Annotated in this window: 12 protein-coding genes; 7 read left to right on the top strand and 5 right to left on the bottom strand. The window is 65.1% G+C overall.

Features of this window, described 5'->3' with window-relative positions; all coding sequences use genetic code 11:
• The first annotated feature begins 104 nt into the window (after positions 1-104).
• Both ACFVUS_RS30785 and ACFVUS_RS30780 read left to right on the top strand, forming a co-directional pair.
• Positions 105-1655: a flavin-containing monooxygenase gene (locus tag ACFVUS_RS30785; RefSeq protein ID WP_387774284.1), complete on the top strand. Its 1551-nt coding sequence runs from the start codon at positions 105-107 to the stop codon at positions 1653-1655.
• Entirely contained in the window at positions 1652-2548 is an 897-nt protein-coding gene (locus ACFVUS_RS30780) for an SDR family NAD(P)-dependent oxidoreductase (RefSeq protein ID WP_387774281.1), read from the top strand. Before ACFVUS_RS30785 ends, ACFVUS_RS30780 begins: the two co-directional genes overlap by 4 nt.
• A 34-nt stretch (positions 2549-2582) precedes the next feature.
• Here ACFVUS_RS30780 and ACFVUS_RS30775 read toward each other — a convergent pair whose 3' ends face one another.
• Positions 2583-3968 carry an ABC1 kinase family protein gene (locus tag ACFVUS_RS30775; RefSeq protein WP_387774278.1) on the bottom strand — a complete coding sequence of 462 codons (1386 nt, stop codon included), beginning with the start codon at positions 3966-3968 and terminating at the stop codon, positions 2583-2585.
• A 115-nt stretch (positions 3969-4083) separates the two neighbouring features.
• Between ACFVUS_RS30775 and ACFVUS_RS30770 the strand changes: the two genes are divergently transcribed.
• The gene (locus ACFVUS_RS30770) at positions 4084-4830 is read left to right on the top strand and encodes a winged helix-turn-helix domain-containing protein (RefSeq protein ID WP_387774275.1); all 747 of its coding nucleotides are present in this window, start codon (positions 4084-4086) and stop codon (positions 4828-4830) included.
• On the opposite strand, the gene ACFVUS_RS30765 is transcribed toward ACFVUS_RS30770, so the two are convergent.
• Positions 4781-6187 (bottom strand): ABC1 kinase family protein, encoded by a 1407-nt coding sequence (locus ACFVUS_RS30765; RefSeq protein WP_387774272.1) that lies wholly within the window; start codon positions 6185-6187, stop codon positions 4781-4783. The two genes, ACFVUS_RS30770 and ACFVUS_RS30765, sit on opposite strands and share 50 nt — an antisense overlap.
• A gap of 416 nt (positions 6188-6603) precedes the next feature.
• On the opposite strand from ACFVUS_RS30765, the gene ACFVUS_RS30760 reads away from it, so the two are divergent.
• Positions 6604-7521 carry an SDR family oxidoreductase gene (locus ACFVUS_RS30760; RefSeq protein ID WP_387774269.1) on the top strand — a complete coding sequence of 306 codons (918 nt, stop codon included), beginning with the start codon at positions 6604-6606 and terminating at the stop codon, positions 7519-7521.
• 107 nt (positions 7522-7628) lie between these two features.
• Here the strand turns inward: ACFVUS_RS30760 and ACFVUS_RS30755 are convergent, their stop codons facing one another.
• From ACFVUS_RS30755 to ACFVUS_RS30745, 3 genes are all read right to left on the bottom strand, one after another.
• The gene (locus ACFVUS_RS30755) at positions 7629-8072 is read right to left on the bottom strand and encodes a MarR family winged helix-turn-helix transcriptional regulator (RefSeq protein WP_387774266.1); all 444 of its coding nucleotides are present in this window, start codon (positions 8070-8072) and stop codon (positions 7629-7631) included.
• Positions 8073-8171: 99 nt separating this feature from the next.
• Positions 8172-8642 carry a nuclear transport factor 2 family protein gene (locus ACFVUS_RS30750; RefSeq protein WP_387774263.1) on the bottom strand — a complete coding sequence of 157 codons (471 nt, stop codon included), beginning with the start codon at positions 8640-8642 and terminating at the stop codon, positions 8172-8174.
• A gap of 17 nt (positions 8643-8659) precedes the next feature.
• The gene (locus tag ACFVUS_RS30745; protein WP_387774260.1) at positions 8660-9052 is read right to left on the bottom strand and encodes a carboxymuconolactone decarboxylase family protein; all 393 of its coding nucleotides are present in this window, start codon (positions 9050-9052) and stop codon (positions 8660-8662) included.
• Between the two features lie 97 nt (positions 9053-9149).
• On the opposite strand from ACFVUS_RS30745, the gene ACFVUS_RS30740 reads away from it, so the two are divergent.
• The 3 genes from ACFVUS_RS30740 (at position 9150) to ACFVUS_RS30730 (ending at position 12388) form a co-directional block, all read left to right on the top strand.
• Positions 9150-9998 carry a helix-turn-helix transcriptional regulator gene (locus ACFVUS_RS30740; RefSeq protein WP_387774257.1) on the top strand — a complete coding sequence of 283 codons (849 nt, stop codon included), beginning with the start codon at positions 9150-9152 and terminating at the stop codon, positions 9996-9998.
• Between the two features lie 137 nt (positions 9999-10135).
• Positions 10136-11251 (top strand): FG-GAP repeat domain-containing protein, encoded by a 1116-nt coding sequence (locus ACFVUS_RS30735; RefSeq protein WP_387774254.1) that lies wholly within the window; start codon positions 10136-10138, stop codon positions 11249-11251.
• 225 nt (positions 11252-11476) lie between these two features.
• The gene (locus ACFVUS_RS30730) at positions 11477-12388 is read left to right on the top strand and encodes a helix-turn-helix domain-containing protein (protein WP_387774251.1); all 912 of its coding nucleotides are present in this window, start codon (positions 11477-11479) and stop codon (positions 12386-12388) included.
• The last annotated feature ends 150 nt before the right edge of the window (positions 12389-12538 follow it).

The raw sequence follows: 12538 nt of genomic DNA, 5'->3' as shown, positions 1-12538 counted from the left end.
GAAGACCCTTGACATTGGCACCAACTGTCCTAGACAGTCGGAACAGGCTTGGCGAACGGTCGCAGGACCGAAAACGCAGTGGCACCAACAAGAAAGGGGTGGCGATGTCAGCCCCAGACCATGAGGTAGTCGTCATCGGAGCGGGCTTCGGCGGAATCGCCACCGGAGTGGAGCTGCGCCGGCAGGGTATCGAGGACTTCGTACTGCTGGAGAAACACCATGGCATCGGCGGAACCTGGTGGGCCAACACCTATCCGGGGATCGCGGTGGATATTCCGGCCATCTACTACAGCTTCTCCTACGAGCCGTTCCGGTCGAGCAGACTGTTCCCACCCGGCCACGAGGTGCAGGCGTACGCCGAACACATCGTCGACAAGTACGGCCTGCGCGACCGCATCCGCCTCGGCGTCACCTTCACCGGCGCGCGATGGGATGAGAACACCCATCTGTGGCACCTGGATTTCGCCGACGGATCGCAGCTCACCTGCCGGTATCTCGTTCCCGCACTGGGCATTCTGGAACAGGCCAAGTTGCCCGAGATTCCCGGCATCGAGAAGTTCGCGGGCAAGATCGTGCACTCGTCGCAGTGGGATCATGACTACGACTACACGGGCAAGCGCATCGGGGTGATCGGCACCGGGGCCAGCGGCTTGCAGATCATTCCCGAAATGGCGAAGATCGCAAGCCATCTCACGGTTTTCCAGCGCACCCCGATCTGGCTCGCCCCCAAACCCGATATCCGCATCGACTGGGGTTTGGACCGGGCGCTGAAGGGCGCGGTGCTGCGCAAAGCCGTCCGGTACACCATCGCGACAGCACTCGACGCGGCACTGGTCGTCGGCGTGCGCGCCCTCGGCGCGACTCCCGCCGCCATCCCGTATGTCACCCGGGCGGCGCAGGGTGCGACGCGGATATGGCTGCGCGACAAGGAATTAGCGGACAAGCTCGTCCCCAGCTACGCGCCCGGCTGCAAACGACCGTCGATGTCCAACGAGTACTTCCGGACCTTCAAGCGTAAAGACCGGGTCGCACTCGTCACCGAGAAGATGTCCGAGATCACCGATAGCGCGGTGATCACAGCGGACGGCACCTCGCATGAACTGGACGTACTGGTGTGCGCCACCGGATTCCGGGTCTGCGAGCGCGGCTTCGCGCCCGGCATGCCGATACACGGGATGGGCGACCGCGAACTCGGGGACTACTGGCATGAGAACCACTACCACGCGTACGAAGGGGTGACGGTGCCCGGCTGGCCCAATCTGTTCCTGGTCTGCTGCGGCCCCAATACCATTGTGCCGTCCTCGATTCTGACCACGGCCGAGAACAACGCCATCCTGACCAGTCGCGCGATAGCCGCGGCTCGCCGTCGCGGGGCCACCCGGGTCGAGGTCAAACAGCAGCCGTTCGACGACTTCGCGCGCATGTGCGTCGAACGCGCCGAGGGTTCGATGTGGATGGCCGCGCCGTGCGCGGGTTCGAACACCTACTACGTGAACTATCAGAACGAACTGGCGATTCGGCCCACCACGGTACTGAGCCAGTGGCGCGCGGCGCGGTTCCTGCGCACGCGGGACTTCACATTCCACGCATTACCTTCCACCGTGCTCGCGGGCACCACAGTCGAGGCCGATCTGGCCGGAGCGGGATCGAAATGAAGACGGCGATTGTCACCGGTGCCGCATCAGGCATCGGAATGGGTTATGCCACAGCACTTGTCGAGCAGGGTTACTTCGTGCTCGTCACCGATATCAACGAGGTCGGCGCGAAGCAGGTCGCCGAGCGATTGACCGTTCGCGGTCCGGGCCGGGCCGAGGCGGCGCTGCTCGATGTCACCGACCCGAATGCGGTGGCCGCGGCGGTGCACGGGGTCAAGGACCGGTTCGGCCGTCTGGATCTGATGTTCAACAATGCCGGGTTGTTCATCGGCGGGCCGGTGGAGGAACTCACGGTCACGCACTGGCGCAAGGCAATCGACGTGATGATCGCCGGTGTCGCGTACGGGGTGGACGCCGCCTACAAGATCATGGTGGACCAGGGTTTCGGCGGCATCGTCAATACCGCGTCGATGGCGGGGTTCACGCCGTTCTCCTATCTCGGGCCGTATAACACCGCGAAGTTCGCGGTCGTGGGGATGACGCTGTCGTTGCGCGGCGAGGCGGCTGCGCACGGCATCCATGTCACCGCAGTCTGCCCGATCGCGGTGCACACCGATATCGTCGCCGGAGCCAATGCCGGACTCGATGGCAATGCGCCCGAACTCGGTTATCTCGCAGCGCTTTACCGCCGTTTCGGCTACCTCGGGCACTATCTACCGGATTTCATTCTGCAAGATCCGGTGGTGCATGGCCGCAAGGTATTGCGTGCCGTGCAGCGCAACCGCGCCATAGTTATTCAGCCCGGCTACGGCCGCGTGCTGTGGTGGATGGGCCGACTCGCGCCCACCCTGGCCCCGGTGATCGGGCACGGGGCGGCGCGGCTGGCGGACTCCATTCGGGCCTCGATCACCGAGCGCTGGGACCAGTTGCCCGAGTCCGTACGCAACGCATAGGAATTCGCCGCCGCGCGTGTCAGCGAGTCGAGTCCTAATTGTCCCGGACAGTCATTGGGTGCAGGGCGGTGCGGATCGCGGCGAACTCGGGCAGATGGTCGGCGACGATATCGCCGACCGCGACCGTCGCCTCCAGCTGCGCCAGTACCGCCACCAAAGTCAGCAACATTCGGCAGTATCCCGATAGCTCGGGCGGCATGGCCAGGCGGCGGTGCACATTGGTCAGGCGCAGATTCAAGCCCTCGCTCATCCGGGCCCGCAGCCAGGTCGAGGTGAACGTGGTCGTGGGGTCCACCGCGATGCGACGGAATGGCTCCAGGACCCGGAGGAACTCGGCGGCGTCGAATTCCCCATCCCCCCGCAGGAATTCATACCGGCGCAGCATCGCGTCGAGACCGGCTGGGTCACCGCTGAGGCCGGCGTCGAGCATGGCGGCGAGTAGGTCGTCGATCCCGCTCGGGGGTGGCGGGCAGGCGCCGAAGTCGACCACGCCCACTCGCCCGTTAGCCAGCACCAAGAAGTTTCCGGGATGCGGATCGCAATAGATAAGGCCCACACGCTGAACACTGCCAACGCAGAACCGAATAATCGCTGTTCCCAGGCGATCTCGCGACGCCGAAGGCTCACCACGACCGAGCAGCGTCGTGAGCGGTTCACCCTCGAGCCATTCGGTGATGAGCACACCCGCGTGCTGATCGATCACCCGCGGAATCACGAATTCAGGGTCGTCCCGATAATTTTCGGCGAAGGCGCGTTGATTGTCCGCCTCGCAGCGGTAGTCCAGTTCGCACCGGATCCCCGCGCAGACCTCATCGGCCAGCGCCTCGATATCCATGCCGGGCAACAGCACCGCGACGAGGTGGGCAACCCGGCGCAGCTGCCGCAAATCGGACTCGATCGATTCGGTCACCCCGGGGTATCTGATCTTCACCGCCACCGGGGTTCCATCTCGCCAGATCGCGCGATGCACCTGGCCGATCGAGGCCGCCGTGGCGTGGCGGTCGTCGAATTCCCGAAAGTCCGCCCGCCAGTCCGGGCCCAGGTATTCGGTCAGCGCGGCGTCCACCGCGGCGGGAAGCATTGGCGGCGCGGCATATTGCAAGCGCGCCAACGCCTCGCGGTACGGACCGGCGATCTCCTCCGGCACTCCACCGGGATACAGGGCCAGAATCTGCCCGAGTTTGGCCGCACATCCGCGCAGGCTCCCCAGCACCTCGAAGACATGCTGGGCGGTGCGTTCGCGAATCTCGTCCCGCACCGTTTGTTTGGGTGTGCCGAGCAGGCGTTTACCCACCCCCGCGGTATGCCGCCCGGCGAACGCGGCGGGCAGCGCGGCCAACTGCATATTGCGAGCCCCGGGCAGTTCGGCGCGGGTGAAACCGAGTTTCCGCGACCATCGAGTCTCGTTGTGCGAGCTCACGATCGAGCCCTCATCACGCAACGCTGCACACCAGGTACAGTACGCTGTCCTAGACAGTTGAGGCCAGCATTGCCAAGAGGGGACAGCGGTGGGCAGCCAAACCGGAGCGTCCGAGGTGACCGACGAGTTGGGCACCCGCGTCGTCACGGGGCACTATCGGCCGGGCACGCTGCTGCCGTCGGTACGCAAGCTCGCCGACGAGTTCGGGATCAGCAAATCCACCGCCCAGGTGGCGCTCAGCCGACTCGAGGCCTCGCGCTTCGTGATCGCCGAACGCGGACGCGGATTCGTCGTTCAGGATGTGCGGCGGTGCGGCGGATTCGATGTGTACGGCACCGTATTCCGCCTGTCGATGGCCGATCCACCGCACGCCGTCGCCATCTTCACCGATATCGTGAATCTGGGCCGGGATCTGATCATCGATCTGCTCGGCGACTATTTCCAGCTCTCCCCGCGCCCCGCACACGGAAAGCTGACCGCGCTCGTGGACGCAATGGAGGTATCCGCTCGGCGACCTCAGATAAACCACACCGGATTTCTCCTGGCCGAGTTCGGCCTCCTACGCGAAATAGCGCTCACGATCGGCCAATCCGCCACCGTGGCCCTGCTCAATTCGCTGTCCGGGGTGATTCTCCAGGTCCCCCAGGCGGTCGATGCGTACTACGCGTCGGACCCGTCGGCGCATGTGCTGATTTGGCGTGCCCTGGTGAACGCGCTCGATCGACCCGAGCCGCCACACGAGGCCGAATACGCGCTCGTGGGCGATATGCTCGCGCTCTATCACCAGCGGGTTATCGAGAAGTTCACCGGTCTCATTGCCCCGGCCGACCGCCACCCGCGCGCATCGGCGGAATCCGCCTGACACCCGGGGCCGTATCGCGCGCCTCGTAGCGGCGGATCACCTCGGCGAGCTCGGGCCACCAGTTCAGGAATTCCTCGCGGATCGGCCCCTCAGTGCGCAGTTGGCACAGCACGCCCATGCAGGTCAGGGCGGCGCGACTCACCACGGTGAGTTCGGGCGGCAATGTCATCTGCCGAAAGACGTTGGAGAGACGGATTTTCGCGATCGCCGCGACTTGTTCGCGCATCCATTCCGGGGAGAGCCGGAAGTCCTTGCGCAACAGCACATCAAGGAACGGGGACACGATCTCGGCTAGTTCCCGGACGTCGAATTCCTGGCCCGGACGTACGAAACCGTGTGTGCGAAGCGCCATTTCGAGGTCCTCGTGGGAACCGTTGTAGAGGGCGTCGCCGATCTCGAAGACGATCCGCCGGAAGTTCTCTGGAACTCGGGCACACGCGCCGAAGTCGACGACGCCCATTCGGCCATCCTGAAGCAGCAGGAAGTTGCCGGGATGGATATCGCTGTAGAGCAATCCGCAGCGCTCCTTACCGGATTCGACGAATTCGAGAATCGCGAGTCCCGCGCGGCTGCGGTCGTCCGGAGTTCCGGAGGCGATCAGGTGACCGAGCGGAACGCCCTCGATCCACTCGCTGATCAGCACTTCATCGGCGCATTCGACAACATTCGGCACCGAGAATCTCTCGTTCCCGGCATAGACGTCCGCAAAGACCTGCTGATGGGCGGCTTCGCGCCGATAGTCCAGCTCGTCACCCACGATGGCGCACACCATGTTCACGATGGCCCGCACGTCCGCACCGGGCATGACCGCTCCGATGATGCCCGTCACCCCGCGCAGCATGTTCAGGTCGGACTCGACCGCTATCCGCGCTCCCGGATACATGACCTTGACCGCCACCTCGCGGCCGTCGCGCCAGACGCCGCGATGCACCTGTCCGAGGGAGGCGGCCGCGGCCGGGCGATCCTCGAATACACGGAATCGGCTTCGCCATTCGGGTCCGAAGTTTGCCGCCATCACCTGGTGCACCAGTGCGGGGAGCATCGGCGGCACCGAATCCTGTAGTCGGCCCATCGCCTCCCCCACGGCCTCGGCCAGTTCCGCCCATTCGGGTCCGGCCGCGTCGAACGGCAGCAGCGAACGATAGACCGCCGTCATCTGACCGACCTTGGCCGCACAGCCCTTCAGATCACCGAGAACCTCGAAAACGTGCTCGGCAGTGCGCAATTGAATGTCTCGTTCGATGTCGCCGGGCGAGCCACCCAGTATTCGCCGCCCGCGCCCGGCCATGCGCCGCCCCACGTAGGCGATCGGGAGTTTGGCCAGCTTCGCTTCCCGGACCAGTCGATTCGTCGCCATCGACCGCTCCGCCGATACGGGAAACGGGATCACCCGGCCCAGCCGCTCACCCGATCGCGTACCACCCATGCCCAACCGCCTAGCGTCATGTCGTCCGCGGCCGGCATGTTCGGCCGTATCGGCGAACAGGAACATTCACAGCTATCAGTCGGACACTCCACAGCCCCCGAATCCGGTGACCGCCGACAGGCTATCACCGGAGATCAACAGCCGAAACCGACGGCGGGCGAACCCAAGCGGCATCTCGCCACCCTGTAGCTATGCGCCGTGACAGTTGTCGAAATACCGGCGGGCGCATGCCTGAGCAACCATCATGCGGCATCTCTTGACGCACCATATTCATCAAGTTAGCTTGATTAAGTCTACTTGATCATTTTCGGGTTTCGTCAACCGGTCGGGGATGCAGGAGGCGCACTATGATCATCGGTGTCACAGGAGCCAGCGGACGCCTGGGCAGGGCCACTATCGAGGATTTGCTTTCGCGGGGCGTTCGAGCGGATCAGATCGTCGCAATCGCGCGAAATCCGCACGAATTGACCGAACTGTCGGACCGAGGGATTCGGGTCGAATACGGCGATTACGACTGGCGGGACACCCTGACCGGCGCGCTGGCGGGGGTGGATCGGCTTTTACTGATCTCGAGCAGCGATCGGCAGCGGCGAGTCCGCCACCATCGCAATGTGATCGATGCCGCGGTGCGCAACGGCGTCTTGTCCATTGCATACACCAGTATTGTTCGCGCGCAGGGCAATCCGACGATGCTTGCCGAAGCGCATCGCAGCACCGAAGGCATGCTGCGCGCCTCACCCATACCGTGGACCATGCTGCGGCACGATTGGTATTGGGAGAACTACACCGCCGGTCTCGATGCGGTGATCACGCATGGAGAGTTGCTAGGCGCGGCGGGTACGGGGCGGGTATCCGGCGCGGCAATCGCCGATTACGCGGCCGCCGCGGCGACGGCGCTCACCACGGACGGTCACGCCGGAGTGATCTATGAACTCGGCGGCGACTACGCATTGTCCGGCCACCAGATCGCCGAATCCATCGCGGCCGCGGCACAGCGGCCGGTCGCCTATCGCATGCTCGAACCCGATGCGTACGCGGAGGCATTGGTCGAATCGGGACTGCCACGCAGCGTGGCCGCGGAGGCGGCAGACAATGAAATCGGCATCGCCGCGGGATGGTTCGAAATGCGCACTGGTGATCTACACCGGCTCATCGGCCGCGATACGACTCCCCTGTCATCGGTGCTGCGAACCGCACTGCGGCGGAACGGATCCCGAGTATCCGAGGCGATCTCACGCGAAAACGACCGAGGCGGATTGTCATGAGCACTCCGAGTACCGGGAAGACGCCATTCCTGCGCGAGCACCCGCTGGTCGATGGCAAATCGGTGTCGGCGCAGCGCTGATCCGAATCTGGATCGAAACAGTTTGCCCTACAACCGATCCCGCAGACGTCCGAGCAGTGGCAGCACATCGGCGATCTTATCCACCTCGGCGGCGGTGAACTCCATCTCGAGTGCCTTCACCACCCGATCCGCTCCCCCGGTGCGCATGGCGTTCATCGCGGTTCGGCCGGCGGGCGTCGGCTCGAGCAGCAGTCTGCGCTTATCGCGCTGATCCTTCGTCTTGGAGATCAGTCCGCGCTCGAACAGGCTCGCGACCGTCAGGGCTATCGCCTGCGGCGTAACCTGTTCGGCGGCGGCCAATTCCACCGCGGTGACCGAACCCTCACGATCCAGCCGCCCCAGCACCGACAACTCCGGAACGCTGAGGCCGCTGACGGTCATATCATTGCGCAACTCCCGGAAGAGCTGGCCTACGAGCAGCCGCAACTCGACGCCAACTCGATCCGGGTCGCTGGACGCGCGCTTACCCATGTCGTACAACCTAACGCCCGCTATCGGATTTCATCAGCAGGCTGATCAAGTTGCCTTACCTATTTCGCGAACCTCTCGGGATGAGGCGCTGTCTGACTGTCAGGCCGCCTCGGGGCGGACGCCTCCGGAGGCGAGGGTGAGGATTTCCTTGTTGCCGTCTGCCCAGGTCGGTGTCATGACCAGTTCGTTGATACGCCAACCGGTTTCCCCGCGTTCCAGGCCGATGCGGTAGGTGCCGCCCAAGGTCCAGCGGGGCGAGCCGAACGGGTTGGCCAGCAGGTGGGTTGCCTGGAAGACCGCGGTCAGGACGGCGGTGTCGCCGTCGACCTCGACCAGATGGTTGCCGAGGAGGTGCTGGGTGGCGTCGAAAGCGCCGAGCAGGCGGGACCAGTCGGCTTGGATGTGGGCGGGCGTGGTGTGGGCTGGGTCGCCGCCCCAGATCGCGGTGTAGTCGAGGCGGACGGAGTCGGCGAAGACGGTCGGGAAATCGACCCAATTGCGGGTGTCGATATGCCACATCATGGTGGTGGCGGCGTCGATCACGTCGGCGCGATCCTGGTGCGAAGTCATGGTGTTCTCCTTCGAGATTAGTTGAGGGGAAGGATGTTTCGGGTATCGAATACTTGGCGGGCGATGGTCATGGCGGCCAATACGCGCGGAAAGCCCGCATAGGGCAGAGCCTGGATGACGGCCTCCACCAATTCCTGAGGGGAGACGCCGACGTTCAGCGCGGTGGTCAGATGAGCCTCGAGTTGCGGATCGGTTGCGCCCAGCCCGATGAGTACGCCGAGGATGACCAGCTCACGGCGGCCGGCATCCAGGCCGGGACGGGAATTGATATCGCCGTACGCGAATTCGACGGCGTAGCGGGTCAGGTCGGGGGCGATATCGGCGAGCGCGTCGTAGACGCGATGGCGGGCCGGGGTGGGTCCGCCGAGTTCGGCCAGGCGGGCCAGGCCCAGTGCGTAGCGGTCGGTCATGGGAATCAGATTGCCCGGCTCGCGCGCGTCGGCCCAGAGCTCCGTTGTTCCGGGTACTGCGAGGGCCAGGTTGGCGGAATTCGGGCACACTGGCCGGATGGCGGTACGCAATCCACTCGGGGAATTCCTGCAAACCCGGCGGGCCAGAATCAGTCCCGAACAAGCGGGATTGCGTGCGGGTGCGTCCGGGCGGACGCGGCGGCGGGTCGCCGGACTGCGGCGGGAGGAATTGGCGCAACTGGCGGGCATCAGCGTCGAGTACTACCAGCGACTCGAGCAGGGGCGGGCCAACCGTCCGTCCCGGGAGGTACTGGACTCGCTCGCCGAAGTGCTCCGGCTCGACGATACCGAGCGCGCCTACCTGCTCCGGCTGGCTGATCCGCCCCGAAATCGGCTGGCGCAGAATGTATCCACTGAAGTGCGCCCACAATTGCGGCATATGCTCGAACTGGTGGACCGGGTGCCCGCACTGGTGATCACCGACAGTTTCGACGTTCTCGCCGCGAACGTGCTCGCCGAGCGCCTCTTCGATCCGATCTCGAAGGTCGCACAGGGCAATGGGAATCTCGCCCGCACCCTGTTTCTCGACCCGGCCGCCCGAGAGTTCTACGTGGAGTGGGACGAGGTCGCGGCCGCGACGGTGGCGGCGCTACGGGTGACTGCCGCGACGCATCCCCACGACCGCGACCTCACCGTCCTGATCAACGAATTGAGCACCGGCAGTGTGGAATTCGATGAGCTATGGCAGACGGGCGAGGTAGCGGTCCGAACCCACGGCTCGAAGAGTTTCCGCCACCCCGCGATCGGAATACTGACGCTGAACTACGAAAACCTCGAATTACCCGGCGACCTGAGGCAGAGACTGGTCACCTTCAGCCCGGACCCCGCCACCGCGACCTCGGCGGCACTACAGGTCCTCGCATCGGAGACCTACGCGCGGAACTGACGCGGCCGCCACCTCGGTCGGCGGACCCGTCCGGTACGCCATGTCGCGATCGGCCAATGACATGGCAGCTCAGAGCAATCGGTCGGCCGCTGACCAGCCCTTACAGTCCGAAGGTGACGTTAGCTTCGCTCCGAACAGTGACAGTCGCTGTCGCACTGCTGCTTTCACTGCTGCCAGGCATCTCCCGGGCCGATCCGGAGACGGGGTCCGCGACGAACTCGGGAACCGGCTTCGCGCCCGCACGATTGATTCCGGTGACGCTGTGCGGAGTGTCGCCGACCGCGGAGGCGATCGCCCACGGGGATTTCGACGGTGACGGTCGCGTCGATCTCGTGGTCACCGACGAGTGCGGGTTCGGGATCCAGCTGCTGCGCGGGCACGGGGACGGTGCATTCGACGACCCGCGCTACCTTCCCACCGGTGTCGCGCCCGACGCGGTGAGCGCGGTCGACCTCGATGCCGACGGGAAACTCGATCTGATCGTGTCGAATGCCCTGGGCGACATCGTGATTCTGTATGGCGATGGAAGCGGGAGCTTTCCCGATCAGCGCAGGTATCTCTCGCAGGGGTTGGCTCCCGGGGCGATTCGGGCCGGTGATTTCGACCATGACGGGCGGATGGATTTCGCGGTCGCGGCGACACCGTCGACGGTGTTTCTCGCCGACGGGGAGCGCGGATTCACCGGGCACAGTGTGGGAGCCGGGTTCGCGTCGGTGGGGCTGGAAACCGCTGACCTCGATGGCGACGGCAATCTGGATCTGGTGGTGGCATCGGGGGTGCCGGTCGTCTTGAACGCGCTGTACGGAGACGGTCGCGGCGGGTTCGGGCGGAATCAGACGCTGCTGGGGCCGGATCTGGTGCAGGAAGCCATTCGCAGCGCGGACGTGAACGGGGACGGGCATCCGGACGTAGTGGGGGTGACCAGCCTCGGTGGGCTGAATGTGTGGTTGAACGACGGGCACGGCGCGCTGCTGGCGTCGCGGTATTCCTATGCCAGTCCCGGCACGGCGGGATTGGCGCTCGCCGACCTCGACGGCGACGGCACAGCGGATTTGGTCACCGCGGATTCCGTCACCGGGCATGTGACCCTCTGGCGCGGTGACGGGCATGGCGGATTTGCGCGGAGCGCGTGGTACCCGTCCCCGTTCACCCTCGAATCCACCGAACTCATCGACCTACGCGGCACCGGTCAACTCGACATCGTCGCCGCACCGATGGTCGGTCCCTACATCGCGGTGTACCTGCGCACCTGATCATCGGGCGGCGAATTTACTGTGACGGTCGCCACTTGTGGCCCAGGGCAGCAGCTTTCACCTCGGCGGTGTCATCAGCGCTGGTCCCGGTGACGTCGAACGCAGTGGGCAAACTCGCGGCTTCCCGTTGGCAGACAGGAGATTCCGGGCTTGATTCAGGTTGTGACCCGCTTCGGCTTGACGGCGGTGAATCAAGATGATTCGATCTGAATCATCATGGTTCCAATGAATCGACCCGCAGAGGGCGCGCAGGACGCGGCGAGTGACGCCGCGAATTCCGTTGTGCGCCAGCCGCAGCCGCGCCAGCAATTGGCGATCGAGCTGCGGCGATTGCGGGATCTGTCCGGAATCAGCGGGCGCGAATTGGCGAAACAGGTCGGTATCAGTCAGTCGACGCTGTCCCGGATCGAATCAGGGCAGGTGGTGCCGCCGCTGCCGCAGGTGCTCGAGTGGGCCAGAGCGGTTGGGGCGGATGCCGATTGCCAGCAGTCGCTGCGCGGCCTCACCGAGGCGGCGCACGCACCCGAGGTCGGCGACTGGGCGGCTTCGCTCGCCGAGCGTCCGCATTTGCAGGACGATGTGCGGGCGTTCGAGGACGATGCCCACCTGGTGCGCAATTTCCAGCCCGCGCTGGTGCCCGGACTACTCCAGACCGCCGACTACGCCCGCCGGGTGTTCTGCACCTTCGATCCGCCGTACCCGCCGGATGCTCTGACGGCAGCGCTCTCCGCGCGCCTGGAGCGCCAGCGCGTGCTGTACGACCCCGCCAAGCGTTTCGAATTCCTGGTAACCGAAGCGGCCCTGCGGTTTCGGCCCGGACCGCATCGGGTGCTGCTCGCGCAGCTGGACCGCATCATCTCGGTCGAGACCCTCGATACGGTGAGCGTCGCGGTGATTCCACAGGATGTGGAGGCCACCGCGACGATCCCGCACGGTTTCGTCATCTATGAGAACGAGGACCACGCGATCGCCTCCAGTGAGCCCATTCCGGGCAGCATGGTGACCCGCGGTCCCGAACTCGTCGAGGTGCATCGCCGCCACTGGGCGGCGCTGACCCGAATGGCTTTATCCGACAGCGATGCCCGCGCATTTCTTGCCGACCTGCGCGGCGAAATACAACGCATCGCAATCCAATGACCATTTTCCAGCGACCGTCGAGGGGTCGGTCGCATTTCCGGGGTGGGGCGGTGGGGGGGGGGGGGGTGTGTGGGGCGGCCAACCCCCCCCGCAGGAGTGCCGAAAGCAAAAAACAGGCCGCCCCACCCCCCGCGCAAGAACACACAGACA

The organism is Nocardia sp. NPDC058058, assembly GCF_042885355.1.
Taxonomy (GTDB): Bacteria; Actinomycetota; Actinomycetes; order Mycobacteriales; family Mycobacteriaceae; genus Nocardia.
Note: the sequence above shows the minus strand (reverse complement) of the source record. Positions and strands in the feature narration are given on the sequence as shown.